Below are 19329 nucleotides of genomic sequence, written 5' to 3' on the forward strand. Positions count from 1 at the left end.
GGACGCGTGTCAGATGCATCACCGCAACTCGAGAACGGTTATACGAGGCTCGCAAACGAACTTCTGGATGCGCTCATCAGCGCGGGTCTAACAGCAAGACAATGGGCGGTCGTAATGGCGATCATTCGTAAAACGTACGGCTTCAACAAGACTTCCGATGAAATCGGTCTGTCGCAGTTGTCTGCCATGACGGGTCTCGATAAGTCGAACCTGAGCAGAACCGTGCGCGAACTCGAAGGTGCCAAGGTAATTCATCGCGGCGATGGCACCCATGGCCACACGCTGGGACTCAACAAAAAACACAAGCAATGGGAGTTGTCGAATCAACAACCCAAGTTGTCAAAACGACAACCGTTGTCAGATCAACAACCGGGGGTTGTCGTAATAACAACTCTAGGGGTTGTTGATTCGACCATTCATGGGTTGTCAGAACAACAACCACAATATACGCCTTTAAAAACATCTCAAAAGACAACTCCAAAAGACAATCTTTTGCGCTCGCTCCGCGAACGCTTTGAAATCTTCTATGCGGGGTATCCCAAAAAGAAATCCAAAGGCGCTGCCGAGAAAGCTTTCGCCAAATGCAAACCGGACGAGCAACTCTTTGCAGACATCATGTCTGGCTTGGAGCGGGCCAAGACTTCGGTTGAGTGGTTGGACAAAACCTACATCCCCTACCCGGCTTCCTGGTTAAACGACGGCGGATGGGCGGATGACTACGAGGCGGCGGCCTACACGGAAATGCAGTTGGCCGTGATGGCTGCGTTTAACGAATCACTGGGTGCGTCCCTCGGCGAGGCCAGTGCAGAAGTGTTCGACAAAAATCGCTCACGAGCAATCGAAGACTTCCTGACCTTTAGGCCGAGCGACCAGACATTCTGGCAGCGGTACTTCCCTTGGATCGCCGAGAAAGTCGATGTGCCCCCCCATTGCGGTTTTGATTATCTGGTTAGCCGCGATGGCTTCTCGAAAATCTCTGGCGGACAACACACGAGGAAGGATCAATGAACGCCCCACACGACCTACCCCAAGATCACGGCCTGACCGTCCCGCCACAGGCGATCGAAGCCGAACAGTCCGTACTCGGCGCTCTTCTGCTCGACAACGACGCCGTTGACCGGATTGTCGAACTCCGCGCCGAGCATTTTTACCGCTACGACCACCGCATCATTTTCGAGTCCATCACGCGAATGATCGTGGCTGGTCGTCGTGCCGACGTGATCACGGTCTACGAGGCGCTGGGTACTGCTGGCAAGGATCAGCAGGTAGGCGGCCTGTCCTACCTGAACGCCCTGGCGCAGAACGTCCCCGGTAGTGCTGGCATTCGCCGCTATGCCGAGATCGTAATCGAACGCGCTCAGTTGCGCGGCATCCTGTGCGCGGTCGACGAGATCGGCGCGATGGTGCATAACCGCGCTGGCAAGACAGCATCTGAAATCATCGGCGAGGCACAGGCACGGTTCGAGCCGCTGGCCGAAGCGCGCAGCTTCGAGCCAAAAGAGGTCGGCCCGATCCTGACGAGCATTGTCGAAGAAATCGATGCCCGCTATCACGGTGCCGAACTGGATGTGACGTCAACCGGCTTTCGGGATCTTGATGGAAAACTCGGCGGCGGTCTGCGTGGCTCGGAATTGATCGTTGTCGCCGGGCGTCCTGCGATGGGCAAAACAGCCTTCTCGATGTGCATCGCCGGCCATGTCGCCCAAGGTGGTAGCCCGGTCTTGGTGTTCTCGCTCGAAATGTCCGGCAAGTCGCTCCACCAACGCAACCTGTCCCGCATCGGCGGAATCCCGCTGGGCCATGTCCTCGACGGCAAGAAGATCGTCGACGAAGACTGGGCTCGCCTCACGCACGCCGTGTCGGTTATGTCCGAAATGCCGATGCTGGTCGACGATTCGTCCGGCCTGTCGGTAGCTGAGATCGTGAGCAGAAGTCGCGCCGTCAAGCGTCGCTGCGGCCTGAGTCTGGTTGTGGTCGATTACCTGGGCCTGATGACGGGTGGCACCGAAGAACGGCAAGACCTGAAGATCGCCGGTTACTCCGCTGGCCTGAAGGGCCTCGCCAAGCAACTCGATGTGCCGGTCATTGTGCTGGCCCAGCTTAACCGCGGAGTCGAGCAGCGCCCGAACAAGCGCCCGAATATGTCCGACCTGCGCGATTCAGGCGCGATCGAACAGGACGCGGACGTGATCCTGATGCTCTATCGCGACGAGGTCTACAACCTCGACAGCCCCGATAAGGGCACAGCAGAACTGATCATCGGCAAACAGCGCAACGGCGAGACCGGCATCGTGCGACTCGCCTTCATTGGCGAACACCAGAAGTTTGCAGACATGGCGCCGGGTTATGTGTCGGCACCACGCCATGCACCAGAGAAATCACGTCGGGGGTTTGAATAATGGGCATGAAATCCAGAACCAAAGGCAAGGTAGGTGAACGTGAAATCGCCTCAATCATCTGCGATCTGACCGGCTGGAACGTTCGCCGAAAGGTTAGGCAGTTGGACGGAGAGTCTGATCTCGAAGGCGTTCCAGGCTGGTGCGTCGAAGTCAAGCGGCATGCGACGGCGACGCGCGGTGATATCTCCGCATGGTGGGGCCAGGCCGTCACACAAGCTATCGCCGAGAAAGCAGCGCCCGTGTTGTTCTATCGCAAAAACCGTGACGAATGGCGTGCAGTGTGGGCGCTTCCTGAGCTCGGGGCGCACGGATATGCATGGACTGTGGAAGGTTGCATTGAACTGTGGGCATTCGTGGCCCGCGAGAGTGTCGTCAGCAAGGAGGCTGCATGAGCACACCAAACATCCCGCGCGTCATTGAATACCTTCGCGCACATCCGAACGGCGTTTATGGGTGGCAGATAGCCGGCCACCTCGAAGTAAGCGATAAAAGCGCACACCAGACGATGCTGCTGATGCTCTTGAGCGGGAAAGCTGTTCTCGCGGCGAAAGGAAGAACGAATGCCGATTCTGCCTGGATGCTTCACCAGACGGAGAGGAGTGCAGCACCACCGATTTTCAGGGCAATGGAAACGCTTGGCGCGATCCAGGAAGCGGCGCGCAGACAACTGGCCGTCATTCAAGAACGGGAGACAGCATGAACAAGGCGAAATGGACCGACGAAGAAAAGGCCGTGCTGTTTCTTCATTTCGAGACGGCCAATAGTGTATGTGATCTGGAGCCGATGCTGCCGGGCCGCGACTCCACGACGATCCGAAAGAAGGCCAATGCACTCGGCTTGCACCGCCCTGACCTCAAAGACCTTTCGCATGCCAAATTGCTTGCTGCGATGGGGCAAGAGAAGTTGACGGTGAAACAGATCGCTGAGCGCCTTGGCTATCGTCCGAACTCGGTCAACTTCCTGTTGCAGCGCGCACACGACGAAGACCTTTGCCACATCTGCGACCACCTTCCATCGCAGTTCTGCGGCAAATGCGCCCCCCTCTGGATAGTTGGCGCTGGCGAACACGTGCCAAGTGATTTCGCCATTGAGCGCGAACGCAAGCAAGCCGCAATTGATGCGCAACGCGAGTTGGAGCGTAGTCGACCCGCGCGCCGCGATCCATTCATCGAAGCCATGTTCGGAAGAGCCGCATGACCTGGAATCTTTGCCCCGCCCCGCCCGATCGCCCCGGACTCTTCGAAATCCAGCGTATCGACGCAAAGGGCGAACCTTTCGACATTGCAGAAATTATGCGATGGGACGGCATTGAGTTCGTGAATCGGTTTGGTACGCCGGTACTTCCTGGCGATCTTTGGAGGGATGTTAAGTGAACTTCGCATATGCGGACCCTCCTTACCTCGGATGTGCGGTCAAGTTGTACGGCGACCATCCTGAGGCCGCTGTCTACGACGATCCGGCAGGCCACGGAAAATTGATTGAGCGGATGCGGGACGAGTTCCCTGATGGATGGGCTCTCTCCATGACAAGCGGAAATCTCCATGACCTGTTGCCGCTCTGCCCCAAGGAGTCTCGCGTGATGGCATGGGTAAAACCTTTCGCCGCATTCAAGCCGAATGTAGGCGTGGCCTACGCGTGGGAGCCGGTGATCGTAATGGGTGGTCGGCGTCGCACTCGAGAACAACCGACTGTCCGGGATTGGTGCGCCGTCAACATAACGCTCAAGCGCGGCTTTACAGGTGCCAAGCCATCTGAGTTCGTGTTCTGGCTGATGGATGTTCTGAACGTTCACGAAGGCGATACGGTCGCGGATCTGTTCCCCGGTTCCGGCGCTGTGCAGGTCGCAGTGGATGCCTTTTTCGGCGCAATGAGCGGACAGGTTCAGGACGGACTTTTTGCTACGGAGATCGCATGACCACTCAATACGAAGTCTTCGGCTACACCACTGATCAACTTGTCGATCTCATGGGCGATTCTGGAATCCACTGCAGTTTAGACCGATTCAAGCAGATCGCCATCGCATTGCAACAGGCGGCGTTAAGGGACGCCCAACGCCGCGCTCTGGCTAACGCCGCAGAGAAGGAAGAAACGAGGGAGGTTGCAGAGTAATGGGCCACTACGCATGCGACATGAGACCTGAATGGTTCGAGCCGAAGAAGAAGGAGTCGCCAAAGGTCACAGACTGGTTCAACCCGCCGATCGATCCGGTGCACGTTGGCTGGTATGAAGCAACCTTCTTCGATGCTGGCTGGACATATGAAGAAAAAATCTGGTGGGATGGTTTCAGGTGGCGCGATGCGCCGGGCGGCTGGACATTGTTCGATCAAAACCGCACATGGCGCGGACTGACGGAGAAAACAACATGATGACTCTTTCGCAATACCACCTCATCAAGATCGCCGAAAAGGCTGCGGAGGTCGCGCAGATCGCCCTCAAGTGCGCCCACTTCGGCCTCAGCGAAATCCAGCCGGGTCAGGCTCTCACGAACGCCGAGCGCTGCTATGGCGAATTGAACGACTTGCTCGCCATGGTGCATCAGTTGGGATCGGTCTCGGGCGGCGAATTCTACTTTAGCCAGGATGGCTGGGCCATGGCGAACAAGTTGACCAAGGTCGCGCACTACCTGGCTTACTCGCAGTCGCTCGGATTGGTGGAGGGTGGCGATGCTTGACCAGATCGCTATCGCGCTCTGTGGCGTTGCAGCGATTTTCCTCTCGCAGGACCAGCGCGAAAGCTGGCGGCGGTGGGCGTGCATTTTTGGCCTGATCGCACAACCGTTCTGGTTCATCGCTACCTGGCGCGCGCAGCAATACGGGATCTTCGCAGTGTGCTTCCTGTATGCGTTCTCGTGGATGCGCGGGTTTTACGGCTATTGGATCGCGGGCCGGTATTGGGGAAATGTGCAATGAGCGAGCGCCAAACATTCAAGCTGGTCCACGCCACCGCGCGCCAACTGGCAAGCCGAGCCGTTATCAATGCGCCGGATGGGTTCGTGTGCAAGATCGAGCCGGCTACCAGATCAATCGACCAGAATGCAAAGCTCCACGCGATGTTTGCCGATGTCGCGCATCAATCGACCTTGCATGGTCGCAAGCTGACGGCCGATCAGTGGAAGGTCATTTTCATTTCGGGCCATGCGGTGGCGACTGGCCTAGGTGCTGACCTATTGCCCGGTATCGAAGGCGAGTTCGTCAATATCCGCGAGAGCAGTGCAAGGATGGACATGAAGCGCATGGCGAGCCTCATCGAATATATGCTGGCATGGGGTGCGGATAACGGTATCTCTTGGTCTGAGTCGGTCGCGCAGGGATACGACGAGCTGGCGAAGGAGTTTGCATGACAGTCCGCAAATATTGGCAGCGCCATTCAATCCAGATGCGCGTTGTGGCATTCATGCTGTTGGTGCTGATTCCGGTCACGCTGCCGGTCATGGCTGCGGCGGTCTATTGGCGGGAAATCCTTCGTGAGTATGCCGATCAATACCGCGACGCATGGCGCGTCCTGATGAGGGGCATCTGATGAAGCGCTCCCCAATCCAGCGCAAAACCCCGCTCAAGCGCATCTCCTGGAAAAGCTCACCTACCGACCCGAAGGACTGGCGCACGCAATTGCGCAGCGGCGGGATAAAGACGCGCGTGAAGAAGCCGACTGTGGCGGAGGGATCGAAGTATCTGGCGGCTTGCCGCGGGGAGCCGTGCTATCTGCGCATCCCTGGCGTCTGCAGGTTGCGCGATCCTGAAGAAACGATTGTGCCGGCACATCGCAACGAAGGTAAAGGAACTGGCCTGAAGGTTTCAAACGAACTGACTTGCCCGGCCTGCCATGCGTGCCATATGGAATTTGACCAGGGCAAGCGATTCATTCGCGAGGAAAAGCGGGAGATGTGGAATCGAGCTTATGCCGAGTGGCAACCGGTACGCGATCGGAAAATGAATCTGCAACCTGAGTTGGAGGCGGCATGAGCGCACTGATGGCTACGTTGCACACCAACGCCCGCGATCTGTCCGGGTTACGCACGGGGCGGCTGCTGGTTTCCCACCCGTCGAAACGTGATGCTGATGGGCATGTCATGTGGCACTGCATCTGCGATTGCGGCAAGACGAAAGACATCGCATCGAACAGCCTGACCCGCAAGAAGCCGGTTCAGTCATGCGGCTGCATGAATGCGACGACCGCGCAAGTTAAGAGGCTCATTGATGGACCATGGAACGAAGCGAAAAGCTACGTCATCAGGGACGGCTAGCACTGCTACAAGACACGTCATGGCTGGTCGAAAGCGGTCGTCAAGCACTATGGAAACAAGTGCCAGTTGTGCGGGTGGGATAAAGCGGGTTGCGATTCCCATCACCGAATTCCGAAGGCGCAAGGCGGCGCACACACCATCGAAAACGGCATGGTGCTCTGCCCTAACTGCCATCGCATCGAACACGAACAAGGACGGGGAGACTGATGCGGTATCTCTCATTATTTAGCGGCATCGAAGCTGCATCGGCTGCGTGGAAGCCTATCGACTGGAAGTGCGCCGCCGTATCTGAAATTGAGCCGTTTCCGTGCGCGGTATTGGCTCACCACTACCCGGAAACCCCGAACCTCGGGGACATCACAAAATTTAAGGAGTGGCCGGATCTTGGATCAATTGACCTTGTTGTCGGAGGAAGCCCCTGTCAATCATTCTCAATCGCGGGACTCAGAAAAGGCATGGATGACCCTCGTGGGAACCTCATGCTTACCTATCTTGCAGTTGTTAATCGACACGCTCCCCGTTGGGTGGTCTACGAGAACGTCCCCGGTCTTCTGTCATCAAACGGCGGACGGGATTTTGGAACCCTCCTCGAAGGGCTGGCAGAACTCGGGTATGGGTTCGCCTACCGCGTTCTTGACGCTCAGTACGTCCGAGTAGAATCACACTCTCGCGCCGTCCCTCAGCGACGCCGGCGTGTGTTCGTTGTCGGATATCTTGGAGACTGGCGACGTGCCGCAGCGGTACTTTTTGAGCGCGAAAGCCTGCTCGGGCATCCTGCGCCGCGCCGCGAAACGGGGAAAGGAATTGCCGCCGGCATTGCTCGAAGCGTTGCGCTCCGTGGTCGCGAGGGCGGAGGAATCGCAGAACTTGGAGGTGAAGTAGGCCTAACGCTGAGAGCATCTGGTGGAGGTGGCGACAAGGCGCACGTCTTGGTGCCGGAAATTGCTCGCGCGCTCACCACGAGTAATCAGAGAATTGATGCGGAGACGGAGACGCTTCTGGTCGCCCATTCCCTAACGGGCGAAGGATTCGACGCCAGCGAAGATGGGACTGGGCGGGGCACGCCGCTTGTACCGATTGCTTTCGACTGTAAGGCGTCCGGCCAGAACGGTTTCGGCGTTGGGGAGATTGCATCCACGATGCGCAGTATGAGCCATTCCAATTCACACCAGAACGGCGGCGGCCATTTGGCAGTAGCTTTTGATCTTCAGCAGATCACTAGCAAGGCGAATCGGTCTCGCGTAGCGCCTGGACTCCCTGCGCCCACGATGGCGAAGCAATCCGATATACACGTAGCTACCGAATATGCCGTGCGCCGGCTAATGCCGATGGAGTGCGAACGCTTGCAGGGATTCCCTGACTCGTACACGAACATTGAATTTCGGCGCAAGCAGGCGGCTGACGGAAATCGCTATAAGGCTCTCGGTAATTCAATGGCAGTCAATGTGATGCGCCACATCGGAAACCGCATTCAACTCATAGATAACCTGAGCATGGAGATCGCAGCATGACCATCAAACTGGACGAACTGGAGAGGTTGGCGAAGGCGGCGACGCCGGGAGAGTGGTCGAATACTTTCGCGCACATTATTGGTGGCCCGAATCGCAGATTGATAGCCGACTTGTTTGGCGATGAACAGATTGACCACGATAACGCCGCTTACATCGCCGCCGCCAACCCCGCCGCAATCCTCGCCCTTGTCGCAGAGGTGCGGGCACTGCGGGCGGATGCGGAGCCGACCGATGAAATGATCCGCACCGCACTGGCGATCCAATGGCCTGCTCTCTATCGCGATGGTCTCTATTCCGAGCATGACGGCGAGAGGCTGCGGGCTGAGACGGAAAGGCGTATTGCGATGATGCGCCGGCAGTATCTCGCGATGCGGAGCGCCCGCAAGGAGAAAGCATGACCCCCATCCTATCCATCGCCCTATTCCTCCTTGCCAGTCTTGCATGGGGCATTCTAATCGCGGGATTGCTGCTTTATTTGCACCGACCGCGCGTCACTGCACCCACTCTCCACCACCGCAGGCGGAATCGGGACCGCCTTCCCGATGTGCATAGCGTGCCGCCGATGCCGATGTACAAGGTGCCGCGCGAGCATTGCATCAATTGTGGTCTGAGCGTCGATCCCCAGTGTGCATGCGAGCGCGGACGAAAATTGCGCGACACCGGGATAGAGGCGTTGGATGCGGAACGGCAAGACGAGGACCGCGTTCGCTATCAGTTTATGGGCACGACGGGGTTTGAAGAATGACTGAAAAAGATGATTGACAGTACCACAAATAAGGACTACTGCGCATTTTTGCTGTACAATTAGCAGTGTCCCAAAGTGGTTTTACACAATATCTTGTGGCGGGGTTCAAGATGACGCAAGACCAGAGTGATGAAGTCGAGCTTTTGCTTCGAATATGGTTCGAGTGGCAGTGCCGCCAGTCAATCGCCATGCACGCGAAGATGTACTACCGGCCCACCGACATGACTTGCCGCCAGTCCGTCACGCAGAGAGCGTGTGATGAGGATGATGAAGCCGCGTATCAGTGGGCTGACGATCAGCAATCGGAACAAGTGCAACTCTGCGTTGACGAACTCACGATCGAGCAGCGAGCTGCGATTTCCACGTCGATGCGCAATAAGTCTAGCGACGCGTCAGTGTGGAGATCAGTGCGCGTTGGCGATCAGCATGCGGTGTATCAGTGGGCAAAGGAAAGTCTGTTCCCGCTGATGAGGACGCGGCATCTTATTCAAATTGAGGTGGCGGCGTGAATAAATGGATCGACAAATGCCATTTTGGTGACTGCCGCGACACGATGCGCAAGATGATTTTGGATGGCGTGAAGGTACAATCCATTGTCACGTCACCGCCGTACTTCGGTTTGCGTTCGTATCTGCCTGATGGCAGCGCAGACAAACATCTTGAAATTGGTCTGGAAGAAACACCCGATGAATATGTTGCCCGTATGGTCGACGTATTTCACGCCGCTCGCGATTTGCTGGCTGACGATGGCACGCTATGGTTGAACATCGGCGACAGCTACGCCGGATCATGGGGCGCACGCGGACGCGGTACCGAAACCAACGCAGCGCGCCCAGACTTAGAGCGGAAGCACGGCACCGCATCGCCAGCGCGCAATGGCTTTCCCGACGCGGGCATTAAACCCAAAGACCTGATCGGCATTCCATGGATGCTGGCGTTTGCGCTACGCGCTGATGGCTGGTATCTGCGCTCCGATGTAATCTGGGCCAAGCCAAATGGGATGCCGGGTAGCCAGGTAGATCGCCCCACATCCTCGCATGAACATGTGTTTCTGCTTTCAAAGAACGCACAATATTTCAGCGACTTCGACGCGATCAAAACGCCGCCGCGCGAATCATCGCTGGTTCGACTTGCCCAAGACACGCAAGCCCAACGAGGCAGTCACCGGGCCAATGGCAGAGGCAAGACGAACGGCACGATGAAGGCGGTATCGGGCTCTGACAAACAGCGCGGCCACTCTCGCCAGCATGCAGGATTCAATGAACGCTGGGACGCGATGAGCAAGGAAGAGCAGCAAAGCATGCCAGCAATGATGCGCGACGTCTGGTTCGTACCGCCAACGGGGTATGACGGAGCGCATTTCGCGGTCATGCCAGAAGAGATCGCCGCGCGCTGTGTGATCGCTGGCAGTCGTCCTGGCGACGCCGTGCTGGATCCATTCTTCGGTTCCGGAACTACCGGCGAAGTATCGTCAAATCTTAGTGGGCACTTCGTAGGATGCGAGCTGAACCGCGATTATGAACCGCTCCAACGCGATCGCCTACGCCAACCTGGATTGATGCTGGAATTCGCCTGAAAAATATTTCGAGCACCTACTTGCATTCTTGTATGTCGTGTGGCAGTATCGGGGTAGGGGCACTGCGCCCAAACAAACCCGATCTTGCGAAAGTCGATCGGGTTTTTCACGTTTACGCCGCCATGCGCTCAACCGCCCTTCCATCCAGTCACTACGGCAATCCAGAAGCCGTGCTGGAAGCCAAGCAAGCCAGTGAGGCACGCCAAGAGCGCCAGGGCAAACGCCCGACCCTCACGCTGAAGCCCCGCGATGAGAACGGCTGGAGCAAGGAACGCCAGCGAGCCGAAGCTTTGTTTGAAATCCCGCCACGGCCCGTTCGTGTGCCGTAACCACTCCGCAGGTGCCGCGCAATACGGCTCTCGCCGGGTGATACCGGCCAGAATTCGAGAATGAAATGGAAGCAAACGAGTTAATCGACAGCATCGAGCAGGACATTCAGCGCATGCGGATTGATGAGGCGTTGAAGGCATCGCTTGTGGCGCGGCTAGATGCGCTTCGGCTCTCAATGGCAACGAGGGTCATGATTAAGCCGTCTGGCAGGAAGTTCTCGCCCGAGGAGGCTATTGAGATATCTCGTCAGGTCATGGAAGCGCATCGTGCCACTCTGCAGGCGTTAGCGAAATGATGGATATTCGACCGCGACAGAGAGAAGGCTGGGACGGCATCGGCGATTGATTCCTCGCTTCCCGCGCCAGCCGATCGGCTCGGTGGATTTAGATATGGGCGCAACCTTAAAGCATCACATATGGGCCGTAATCCCGCTTAATGACCCATGTGTGGGTCTTTCGGCGGCTCCCTCGTTGCTGAGCGGGTACGCCAGTAGCAGCAAGAGATCGAATTGACACCGTTGGGCTACGAGCGGGGTCGAAACGGGGTGTTTTGAGGCCCCGCTGCTACAGATTACTAAATCCGATCCGGGCGCATGCCTGAGTGGTACTCGGTGCGTTTCGGTGCGGGTCAAACGAGTTGGGCCAGTGAAAGTCTGGCGCGTGTTCGGGAAACAGTCGGGAGTAAAGGGGTATTCCGCCCCGCCAGCAATGGTCCTGGGCTCAGATGCGACGGTCCTGATCAGGCCGAAGCCGCCTGCCTTGCGAAACGAGGCGCCTCAAGGAAGTGCACAGTACTTGCACTGGTTGGCTTTGTGCACAGCCGCATGCCAGTGCTCTTCCTTGAGGGTGAAGCACCACCGGTAGCGCGCGCCGATTGGCGGGTATATGCCCATGCGGACCGGTCGCATTAGCCTTCAACTTATTCGGATCCACCATGAATGAACGTGACTTTTGCTATTGGCTAAACGGATTTGTCGAGCTGACCCAAGGTCAAACTCCAAATCCCGCGCAATGGAAGTCCATTCAGGAGCATTTGCGCGAAGTGTTCAGGAAGGTGACGCCGCCAGTTCAGACTGGACCGCTACCTTCGACGCCCGATCCGATGGCTGGAAAATCGCTTGACGATATCTTCCGCGAATATCGGACGACGGTCGCACCACTCGATTGGTCAAAGATGGTTGTGACCTGCTAGTTTCCCCGACGACTCCCCTTCGTCCTGCTCACTTCGGTGAGCTTTTTTACATCGGTGCAGCAATGGCGTCGCGAAAACCCAGGACGCCAGCGTACGCCTACATCCCGTACTTCCCGATTCCAGTATTCGGCGGGAAATTGCTCTTGTGCATGACACGCGAGGAATGGGCGGCTATCGCTGCGGTCTATGACGGCGATCCCGACACGGACGGATGCAAAGGGCTGTCGATTCAATATCGCACGCCAGAGGAAGGCCGGATCTACGCGATCGGGATCTTCGATGGCGCGGTGGATACGTTTGTTCATGAACTCGCGCATGCGGTGTTTCACATCCTCGGCGATGTGGGCGTGCCAGTGGAAGACGGCCAGGCAAATGAATGTTTCGCATATTTGCAGGGCTTCTTGATGAAGGAAGTCTTCCCCGTCTTTCAGGCGAAAGTCTCGTAAAAAGTGGCGCAATCAGGCCAAACCGAAGAAAACTGGCGCGGAGTGTGGCGCGATAAGGGATAACCGTGGATAAGAGCGACTTGCAGAAGGCGGTTGCGCACCACGGAAGTATCCGTGCGGCAGCGCGAGCAGTTGGAATGGCCGAATCGACGTTTCGTGGGCGCCTGAATGGCGTTCAGAGCCGATACGATGAGGCTGAAGCGCTTGAGGCGTCACCGATCACACGCACCGACGAACTCGAGAGCGAGCTTCGCACACTGCGCGCCCGACTGGCTACAACCAAGCGGGAAGCCCTGGATGAGGAATTCGTCAAGCGCCGCATCCTGAAGCTCGCAGAAGCGCACGTCGAGCCGCCCAAGTGGCTTGTCGCAGCGAAGCGCACCAAGGGATCGCCTGGCGTCCCTACCCTGTTCGCATCTGATCTTCACTGGGGGGAAGTGGTCGACTCGTCACAGATCGGCGGCGTCAATGAATACGACATGGCGATCGCCAACAAGCGTATTCGCCGGATGGTTGAGGTCGCGATTGATCTGCTGAACAACCACATGGTGAACCCGAACTATCCGGGCATCGTGTTCGCGCTGGGTGGCGATATGGTTTCAGGCGGCATCCATGAAGAACTCATGGCGACCGACGAACATGAAATCATGGCTGTGGTGCTGGATCTGTTCGGCGCGCTGACGTGGGGCATCTCGACGTTGGCCGATCGCTTTGGCCGCGTGTTCGTGCCGTGTGTGACCGGAAACCATGGGCGTAATACCCATAAGATCCGCGCCAAGGGTCGGAATTACACCTCATTCGATTGGCTGCTGTACTGCTTCCTGGCTAAACGATTCGAGGGTGACAAGCGCATCTCGTTCCTGATCCCGAATGGCCCGGACGCGCTGTACAAGGTTTATGACCATCGCTATCTGCTCACGCACGGTGATCAGTTCAGGGGTGGTGACGGCATGATTGGCGCTCTAGGCCCGATCATCCGCGGCGACCACAAGAAGCGCAGCCGCAACTCGCAGATCGGTGCCGGCTACGAAACGATGTTGATTGGCCATTGGCATCAACTGATCCAGTTGCAGCGCCTGATCGTCAACGGCTCGCTCAAGGGCTATGACGAGTACGCCTACTCGAACAACTTCGGGTATGAGCCGCCGAGACAGGCTTTGTGGCTGACGCATCCAACCCAAGGGATCACGTTCAGCATGCCCGTGAATGTGGATGAGCCGCGCGAGGTTACGGCGTCTAGCTGGGTATCGTGGGCCGCCTAACCTATCCCTCACGATCAAGTGATGGGGTATAGAGCGCCGGGAACGGCATAACACTGAATTCCCATGGGACGTCCCTCAAAACTAACGGACGCGCAGTGGGAGACGATCGGCAAGCGGCTATTAGCCAATGAGTCGGCCGCATCCCTGGCGCGCGAGTATGGCGTCAGCAAGGCCGTCATTTCCGCACGGTTTTCAAAACGCACCGAAACAATAAAAACTGTTGCGAAACAAATAGTTGACGTTGAGCGTTCGCTTTCGTTTCTGAACGTTTCCGAACAACTTGCAGCGCGTTCACTTGCTGATGACTTGAAGGCCATCTCGAATCACCTGACGGGTGCCGCACGGTTTGGCGCCGCCACCGCGCACCGGCTCTCCGGTATCGCCCACGCCAAGGTCGAAGAGATCGATGATGCCGCCCCGCTGGATACGCAAAGCATCGAAACCCTAAAAGGCGTAGCGGTGCTAACGCGCATGGCCAACTCATCCAGTGAGATCGCAATTAACCTGCTGCGCGCCAACAAGGAAACCGTCGACGACCTGAATCGTCAGGACTTGCACCCAGAAGCCGCCAAGCGCATCCGGGAAGTCAGGTCCGGTATGACATGGGTCTACGGGGCGTTAGAGTCTGATGAGGAAGAGAGCTGAGAAATTCGCGCCGCTGCTTAAGCCTGCACGGTACAAGATCTTCTACGGTGGCCGGGGTGGTGCGAAGTCATGGATCATTGCGCGGGTTCTCATCCGTCTCGCCGCACAGAACAAGCTACGCATCCTGTGTGCACGCCAGTTCCAGACCAGTATTGCTGATTCGGTTCACCGGCTGTTGTGCGACCAGATTGAGGCGATGGGTCTCTCTGATCAGTTCTACATCACTGACAAGAACATCTCCAGCCTGACGGGCTCCGAGTTCATCTTCAAAGGGTTGGAGAAGTCGATCCGCGAGATCAAGAGTCTCGAGGGTGTCGATATTTGCTGGGTGGAAGAAGCCCAGGCAGTCACGAAAGATAACTGGGAAATCCTGATCCCGACCATCCGCAAGGAGGGCTCGGAGATATGGGTGTCGTTCAACCCGGACGAGGAAGGGGCCGCGACCTATCAGCGGTTCGTAATCAACCCTCCTCCTGACGCCGTTGTCGTCAAGGTCGGCTGGGAAGATAACCCATGGTTCCCGTCCACGCTGGAGAAAGAGCGTCAGCACATGCTGGCGGTCGATCCTGAGGCGTACGAACACGTCTGGGGGGGCTCGCCGCGCAAGATTAGCGAAGCGATCATCTTTGGCAAGCGGGTGTCATTCGAGACATTCGAGCCGCCAGAAGGCGCGCGATTTCTCTACGGGGCCGATTGGGGCTTTGCTAACGATCCGACCGCGATCATCCGGTCATGGATCAAGGACGAATGCCTGTTTGTGGATCACGAGGCGTTCGGCTATGGCGTCGAGATTGATGAGACGCCCGATCTGATCCGCAGCGTTCCGGGTGCCGATGTGTGGCCGATCAAGGCCGATGGCGCGCGCCCCGAGACGATCAGCTACATGCGGCGCCACGGCTTCAATATAGATGCAGCAGAGAAATGGCCGGGGTCAGTCGAGGACGGCGTGGCGCACATGAAGGGCTTCAAACGAATCATCGTGCATGAACGCTGCAAGCATGTTGGCCAGGAGTTTCGGCTCTATTCGTACAAGGTCGACAAATTAAGTGGCGACATCCTGCCAATCATCGTCGACAAACATAACCACGGCATGGACGCGATCCGCTATAGCCTGGATGGGTACATCCAACGCCGCGGAGCAATGGGCGTATGGGGCAAGTTAGCAGGTTAATTCTCCCAACGGCATTCGAGCCACAAGAAAGGATTTACTCAGAATGTCGCGAAAGAGCAAACAGCCTAATCGGCAAGATGCTGCGCCGGTGCGGACCAATGACTCGTTCGCGAACTTTCAGGCAAACGTCGGCTGGGGCACTAACAACCAGTCGTCGGCCTCTCAATACACGCTGACGTATCAAAGCCGCAACCGGATCAATCTGGAAGCGGCTTACCGCGGTTCGTGGATTGTTAGGGCCGCTGTCGATGCATTGCCAGAAGATATGACTCGCGCTGGTGTGGAGTTCTCGGGACTAGATCCGGAGGACATCACCAAGCTCGATCAGGACTTGATGCGCATGGCTGTCTGGGATGCGCTGTGCGACACCGGGAAGTGGGCGAACCTGTACGGCGGCTGCATCGCTGTCATGTTGATCGATGGGCAAGACCTCTCGACGCCGCTACGACCGGAGACTGTCGGTAAAGACCAATTCAAGGGCCTGCTCATCCTGGATCGCTGGATGATCAGCCCGCCAATTGGCGACGTGGTGACTGATTACGGCCCTGATATGGGGCGCCCCGTCTACTACGATGTTATCGCGGACTATGCGGCGATTCCTAAGGCGCACATCCACTACACCCGTGTGATCCGCCTGGATGGCATGGATCTGCCGTTCTATCAGCGCGTGAGCGAAAACGGCTGGGGACTCTCGGTGCTCGAGCCGATGTGGGATCGACTGATTGCATTCGACAGTGCATCTGTCGGCGCTGGCCAGCTGATCTACAAAGCTCACCTTCGCACGATGGCAGTCAAGGGGCTGCGAGACATCATCGCCGCTGGCGGTCCTGCTGAAGCCGGTTTAAGAGCACAAATCGCCTTTATCCGTCAGGCGCAGACGAACGAAGGCATCACGGTTATAGATGCCGAAGATACGTTCGAAGCGCATCAATATGCGTTCGCCGGCCTGTCCGACATGCTGCTGCAGTTCGCTCAGCAACTGTGCGGCGCACTCGGCACCCCCTTCACTCGCCTGTTTGGTCAGTCGCCGACCGGTCTCGGCGCGACTGGTGAAGGCGAGATGAAACAGTGGCACGAGAAGGTCAAGCAAAATCAGGAGCGCAAGTTTCGAAATCCTCTCCAGCGCTTATTCGCAGTCATGGCAATGTCGTCGCTCGGCAAGCCATTGCCTGACGACTTCGGATTCGAGTTCCGCAACCTTCAGGAAATGTCCGAGAAAGAGAAATCGGATATCGCCAAGGCTACGGTTGAATCTGTTGCTGGTGCGGTCGACGCAAATCTCATCAAGATCAGCGACGGCATGAAGGAACTGAAGGCATCCGCGCCGAACACTGGCATGTTCGGAGGCATCACTGACGAGGCGATCGCCGAAGCCGAAGAGCAGGAAAAGAACGCCCCGCCACCCAGCGAGATGGACTTGCCTGAAATGCCTGATGCGTCGAAATTGACTGGTGATTCCGGCAGCGCGTTGGATTGGATCAGGAAACAGTTTCGCAAGGAAAAGGTTTGACTGGGAGCGAATTCGCGGACGCTAACCGCGACGGATGCCAGAGCCGGGGAATATGCGATTTATCAAGCCCCGAAGCCGGAGATTAGCGCTGGCCGCCCCACCTAATATCTATGATCCTCACTCTCGACCGCAAGCGTGATCGCAACCCGGTCAAGACGCGAGGCGCTGAGCTTCGGTATGGCTCGCAACTCAGGAAGGTCGCTCAGCAGGTAGGCGCGATCATCCAGCCGTTCACGCCCGGCGATATGAGCCAGGTGCCGACGATCGAGCACCTGCTGAACGCCTACGCCGACATGCTCAAGGGCTGGGCGACGCAGACGGCAAGCAACATGCTGATGGACGTGGCGCTGCGGGATGAGCAGACGTGGAAGGTGCTGGCGAAGGATCTGTCGCGAGGATTGCGGGAAGAGATTCGCAATGCGCCGACTGGCGTCGTTATGCGCGCCCTGCTGGCTGAGCAGGTTGATCTGATCCAGAGCATCCCGCGCGAGGCCGGGCAGCGAGTTCATAGACTGACGCTTGAAGGGCTTGAGAACTCAACACGAGCCAGCGAGATCGCCAAAGAGATCATGCGCTCTGGTGAGGTGACTGCCAGTCGAGCGACGACAATTGCCCGCACCGAGGTATCGCGCACGGCAACCACGCTGACGCAGGCTCGAGCCGAGTCGATCGGCTCCGACTCGTACATATGGCATGACTCGGGAGATTCCGACGTCCGCCGGGACCACCACAAACTGAACGGCCGTGTATTCCAGTGGCTAAACCCCCCTGTCGCCGATGAGCGAACCGGGGCGCGCGCTCATCCGGGCTGTATCTACAACTGCCGATGCTGGGCAGAACCCATCATTCCAGATTGATATGTCCGAATCCTGCCAGTGCGACTCGTGCAAGACGAAGCGAAAACCCACGAAAGACTCAGTGACAACGCGCGGGTTTTTCTCGGAGGAACAACTCGGACCGAATCAATCGTTCACACCCGAGGGCTTCCTGATCTGCGAGGACGTGCCAATCGCGCGGATCGGAACGCAAGACTACGCGGGCATTGAACTTCCCGACATCGAGCCAAGTAAGGATGGATTAATCATCGTTGATCGCGATGCTGAGGTCGTTTTTTCCCCGGAAACCTTCGCCAGCCTGATTGGCAAGCCGGTAACCATCGGCCATCCGGAAGGCGAGGTTAATCCTGAGAACTGGTCGGCTTTGGCTAAAGGATCAACGCATAACCCGCGCCGCGGCGCTGGCGACCAGAGCGACCTACTTATCGCAGATCTGTTGATCACCGACAAGTTTGCAATCAACGAAGTCCGCAACAACGGCCTGAAAGGTATTTCGGTCGGGTATGACGCGGATTACGAGCAAATCGCGCCGGGACGGGCGCGGCAAACGACCATCGTGGCCAATCACGTTGCGTTGGTCAGGAACCCGCGCTGCGGGGCAACCTGCTCCGTCCAAGATTCAACCACCTCCCTAGGAGATCCACCCATGGCTGTTAAGAACGGCGCCGAATCCCTCAAGGATAAGTTGCGCAAATTGTTTATGTCGCGCGACTCGGAAGCCTTCGAGAAAGCGCTGTCGGAGGAAGTCGAAGGCGAGTCGGCCAGCGGCGTGCCGGCAATTCACATCCACATGTCGACCAAAGACGCGGAGTCCGAGGAAAGCAAAAAGGATGATGAGAAAGAAGAGACGAAGGACGAAGGTCCGGATATGGCCGAAGTGCTGACCAAGTTCGACGCCCGCCTTTCTTCGCTGGAAAAGTCCGTCAAGGCTCTCACCAAAGACTCGTCTGAAGAAGAAAAGAAGGACGAGAAAAAGGAAGAGACCAAGGATGACGACTCGGAAGTAGACGGCGAAGATGATGACGAAATGACCAAGGATGCCGACGAGGAAGAAGAGAAAAAGGACGACGATAAAAGGTCGACCAAAGATTCCGCCTCGTTCCGCGACGAATTCCAGGACGCCAAAGCGCGCGCTGAAATCCTAGCCCCTGGTGTGAAGTTGCCGACGTTCGACTCGAAGGCTGAAGGCAAGAAGACCGCTGATGCGATTTGTGTCCTCCGTCGCCGTGCCCTGCGTGCCGCGTTGACCAATGACAACGCCGACCTCGTTCGCGCCATCGTTGGCGATGCCGACGTTTCGAAGATGACGTGTGACGCCGCAAAGATGGCGTTCCACGCTTCGTCGGAACTCGTCAAACAGAAGAACAAGACCGTCGCTCGAAAAACGACCGACGCCGCTGCCGAAGCAAAAGACATCAATCAACGCCACGCCGAATTTTGGGCGAACCGTAAGTAAGGAGCCTC

Annotated in this window: 31 protein-coding genes; all 31 read left to right on the forward strand. The window is 57.4% G+C overall.

Features of this window, described 5'->3' with window-relative positions:
* The first annotated feature begins 6 nt into the window (after nt 1-6).
* The 31 genes from PQR40_RS19115 (at nt 7) to PQR40_RS19265 (ending at nt 19321) form a co-directional block, all read left to right on the forward strand.
* Nucleotides 7-1008 (forward strand): replication protein, encoded by a 1002-nt coding sequence (locus tag PQR40_RS19115; RefSeq protein ID WP_408509597.1) that lies wholly within the window; start codon nt 7-9, stop codon nt 1006-1008.
* A complete protein-coding gene (gene dnaB, locus PQR40_RS19120) occupies nt 1005-2399 on the forward strand; it encodes a replicative DNA helicase (RefSeq protein WP_408509598.1) in 1395 nt (464 codons plus the stop codon). Before PQR40_RS19115 ends, dnaB begins: the two co-directional genes overlap by 4 nt.
* Nucleotides 2399-2791: a putative PDDEXK endonuclease gene (locus tag PQR40_RS19125; RefSeq protein WP_408509599.1), complete on the forward strand. Its 393-nt coding sequence runs from the start codon at nt 2399-2401 to the stop codon at nt 2789-2791. The genes dnaB and PQR40_RS19125 overlap by 1 nt, the downstream gene beginning before the upstream one ends.
* On the forward strand, nt 2788-3099 hold the full coding sequence (locus PQR40_RS19130) for a hypothetical protein (protein WP_408509600.1): 312 nt from the start codon (nt 2788-2790) through the stop codon (nt 3097-3099). Before PQR40_RS19125 ends, PQR40_RS19130 begins: the two co-directional genes overlap by 4 nt.
* Nucleotides 3096-3596: a hypothetical protein gene (locus PQR40_RS19135; RefSeq protein WP_408509601.1), complete on the forward strand. Its 501-nt coding sequence runs from the start codon at nt 3096-3098 to the stop codon at nt 3594-3596. Before PQR40_RS19130 ends, PQR40_RS19135 begins: the two co-directional genes overlap by 4 nt.
* Nucleotides 3593-3772 carry a hypothetical protein gene (locus tag PQR40_RS19140; RefSeq protein ID WP_408509602.1) on the forward strand — a complete coding sequence of 60 codons (180 nt, stop codon included), beginning with the start codon at nt 3593-3595 and terminating at the stop codon, nt 3770-3772. The genes PQR40_RS19135 and PQR40_RS19140 overlap by 4 nt, the downstream gene beginning before the upstream one ends.
* Nucleotides 3769-4314: a hypothetical protein gene (locus PQR40_RS19145; protein ID WP_408509603.1), complete on the forward strand. Its 546-nt coding sequence runs from the start codon at nt 3769-3771 to the stop codon at nt 4312-4314. Before PQR40_RS19140 ends, PQR40_RS19145 begins: the two co-directional genes overlap by 4 nt.
* Nucleotides 4311-4508 carry a hypothetical protein gene (locus PQR40_RS19150; RefSeq protein WP_408509604.1) on the forward strand — a complete coding sequence of 66 codons (198 nt, stop codon included), beginning with the start codon at nt 4311-4313 and terminating at the stop codon, nt 4506-4508. The genes PQR40_RS19145 and PQR40_RS19150 overlap by 4 nt, the downstream gene beginning before the upstream one ends.
* Nucleotides 4508-4765 (forward strand): hypothetical protein, encoded by a 258-nt coding sequence (locus PQR40_RS19155; RefSeq protein ID WP_408509605.1) that lies wholly within the window; start codon nt 4508-4510, stop codon nt 4763-4765. The genes PQR40_RS19150 and PQR40_RS19155 overlap by 1 nt, the downstream gene beginning before the upstream one ends.
* On the forward strand, nt 4762-5070 hold the full coding sequence (locus PQR40_RS19160; RefSeq protein ID WP_408509606.1) for a hypothetical protein: 309 nt from the start codon (nt 4762-4764) through the stop codon (nt 5068-5070). The genes PQR40_RS19155 and PQR40_RS19160 overlap by 4 nt, the downstream gene beginning before the upstream one ends.
* The gene (locus PQR40_RS19165; RefSeq protein ID WP_408509607.1) at nt 5063-5308 is read left to right on the forward strand and encodes a hypothetical protein; all 246 of its coding nucleotides are present in this window, start codon (nt 5063-5065) and stop codon (nt 5306-5308) included. The genes PQR40_RS19160 and PQR40_RS19165 overlap by 8 nt, the downstream gene beginning before the upstream one ends.
* On the forward strand, nt 5305-5739 hold the full coding sequence (locus tag PQR40_RS19170; protein WP_408509608.1) for a recombination protein NinB: 435 nt from the start codon (nt 5305-5307) through the stop codon (nt 5737-5739). The genes PQR40_RS19165 and PQR40_RS19170 overlap by 4 nt, the downstream gene beginning before the upstream one ends.
* On the forward strand, nt 5736-5918 hold the full coding sequence (locus PQR40_RS19175; RefSeq protein WP_408509609.1) for a hypothetical protein: 183 nt from the start codon (nt 5736-5738) through the stop codon (nt 5916-5918). The genes PQR40_RS19170 and PQR40_RS19175 overlap by 4 nt, the downstream gene beginning before the upstream one ends.
* The gene (locus PQR40_RS19180) at nt 5918-6361 is read left to right on the forward strand and encodes a nuclease domain-containing protein (protein ID WP_408509691.1); all 444 of its coding nucleotides are present in this window, start codon (nt 5918-5920) and stop codon (nt 6359-6361) included. Before PQR40_RS19175 ends, PQR40_RS19180 begins: the two co-directional genes overlap by 1 nt.
* Entirely contained in the window at nt 6358-6642 is a 285-nt protein-coding gene (locus PQR40_RS19185; RefSeq protein WP_408509610.1) for a hypothetical protein, read from the forward strand. The genes PQR40_RS19180 and PQR40_RS19185 overlap by 4 nt, the downstream gene beginning before the upstream one ends.
* A gap of 66 nt (nt 6643-6708) precedes the next feature.
* Nucleotides 6709-6849 carry an HNH endonuclease signature motif containing protein gene (locus tag PQR40_RS19190; RefSeq protein WP_408509611.1) on the forward strand — a complete coding sequence of 47 codons (141 nt, stop codon included), beginning with the start codon at nt 6709-6711 and terminating at the stop codon, nt 6847-6849.
* Complete coding sequence (locus PQR40_RS19195; protein ID WP_408509612.1) at nt 6849-8153, forward strand: DNA cytosine methyltransferase; 1305 nt, start codon at nt 6849-6851, stop codon at nt 8151-8153. Before PQR40_RS19190 ends, PQR40_RS19195 begins: the two co-directional genes overlap by 1 nt.
* Entirely contained in the window at nt 8150-8551 is a 402-nt protein-coding gene (locus PQR40_RS19200; RefSeq protein WP_408509613.1) for a hypothetical protein, read from the forward strand. The genes PQR40_RS19195 and PQR40_RS19200 overlap by 4 nt, the downstream gene beginning before the upstream one ends.
* The gene (locus PQR40_RS19205; protein ID WP_408509614.1) at nt 8548-8898 is read left to right on the forward strand and encodes a hypothetical protein; all 351 of its coding nucleotides are present in this window, start codon (nt 8548-8550) and stop codon (nt 8896-8898) included. Before PQR40_RS19200 ends, PQR40_RS19205 begins: the two co-directional genes overlap by 4 nt.
* A 110-nt stretch (nt 8899-9008) precedes the next feature.
* Complete coding sequence (locus tag PQR40_RS19210; protein ID WP_408509615.1) at nt 9009-9407, forward strand: hypothetical protein; 399 nt, start codon at nt 9009-9011, stop codon at nt 9405-9407.
* Nucleotides 9404-10474, forward strand: coding sequence for a DNA-methyltransferase (locus tag PQR40_RS19215; RefSeq protein WP_408509616.1), 1071 nt, complete (start codon nt 9404-9406; stop codon nt 10472-10474). The genes PQR40_RS19210 and PQR40_RS19215 overlap by 4 nt, the downstream gene beginning before the upstream one ends.
* Nucleotides 10475-10596: 122 nt before the next feature.
* Nucleotides 10597-10803: a hypothetical protein gene (locus PQR40_RS19220; protein WP_408509617.1), complete on the forward strand. Its 207-nt coding sequence runs from the start codon at nt 10597-10599 to the stop codon at nt 10801-10803.
* A gap of 65 nt (nt 10804-10868) precedes the next feature.
* Nucleotides 10869-11099: a hypothetical protein gene (locus PQR40_RS19225; RefSeq protein WP_408509618.1), complete on the forward strand. Its 231-nt coding sequence runs from the start codon at nt 10869-10871 to the stop codon at nt 11097-11099.
* A gap of 638 nt (nt 11100-11737) precedes the next feature.
* Nucleotides 11738-11995 carry a hypothetical protein gene (locus PQR40_RS19230; protein ID WP_408509619.1) on the forward strand — a complete coding sequence of 86 codons (258 nt, stop codon included), beginning with the start codon at nt 11738-11740 and terminating at the stop codon, nt 11993-11995.
* A gap of 149 nt (nt 11996-12144) precedes the next feature.
* The gene (locus tag PQR40_RS19235) at nt 12145-12441 is read left to right on the forward strand and encodes a hypothetical protein (RefSeq protein WP_408509620.1); all 297 of its coding nucleotides are present in this window, start codon (nt 12145-12147) and stop codon (nt 12439-12441) included.
* Between the two features lie 137 nt (nt 12442-12578).
* Nucleotides 12579-13703 carry a hypothetical protein gene (locus tag PQR40_RS19240; RefSeq protein ID WP_408509621.1) on the forward strand — a complete coding sequence of 375 codons (1125 nt, stop codon included), beginning with the start codon at nt 12579-12581 and terminating at the stop codon, nt 13701-13703.
* Nucleotides 13704-13766: 63 nt separating this feature from the next.
* On the forward strand, nt 13767-14348 hold the full coding sequence (locus PQR40_RS19245; RefSeq protein WP_408509622.1) for a helix-turn-helix domain-containing protein: 582 nt from the start codon (nt 13767-13769) through the stop codon (nt 14346-14348).
* Nucleotides 14332-15519 (forward strand): PBSX family phage terminase large subunit, encoded by a 1188-nt coding sequence (locus PQR40_RS19250; RefSeq protein WP_408509623.1) that lies wholly within the window; start codon nt 14332-14334, stop codon nt 15517-15519. Before PQR40_RS19245 ends, PQR40_RS19250 begins: the two co-directional genes overlap by 17 nt.
* A 43-nt stretch (nt 15520-15562) precedes the next feature.
* Nucleotides 15563-17029: a phage portal protein gene (locus PQR40_RS19255; protein ID WP_408509624.1), complete on the forward strand. Its 1467-nt coding sequence runs from the start codon at nt 15563-15565 to the stop codon at nt 17027-17029.
* A 110-nt stretch (nt 17030-17139) separates the two neighbouring features.
* Nucleotides 17140-17886, forward strand: coding sequence for a phage head morphogenesis protein (locus PQR40_RS19260; RefSeq protein ID WP_408509625.1), 747 nt, complete (start codon nt 17140-17142; stop codon nt 17884-17886).
* Nucleotides 17887-17947: 61 nt separating this feature from the next.
* A complete protein-coding gene (locus PQR40_RS19265) occupies nt 17948-19321 on the forward strand; it encodes a DUF2213 domain-containing protein (RefSeq protein WP_408509626.1) in 1374 nt (457 codons plus the stop codon).
* Nucleotides 19322-19329 lie beyond the last annotated feature (8 nt).

Source organism: Paraburkholderia sediminicola, from assembly GCF_046026855.1.
Classification (GTDB): domain Bacteria; phylum Pseudomonadota; class Gammaproteobacteria; order Burkholderiales; family Burkholderiaceae; genus Paraburkholderia; species Paraburkholderia sediminicola_A.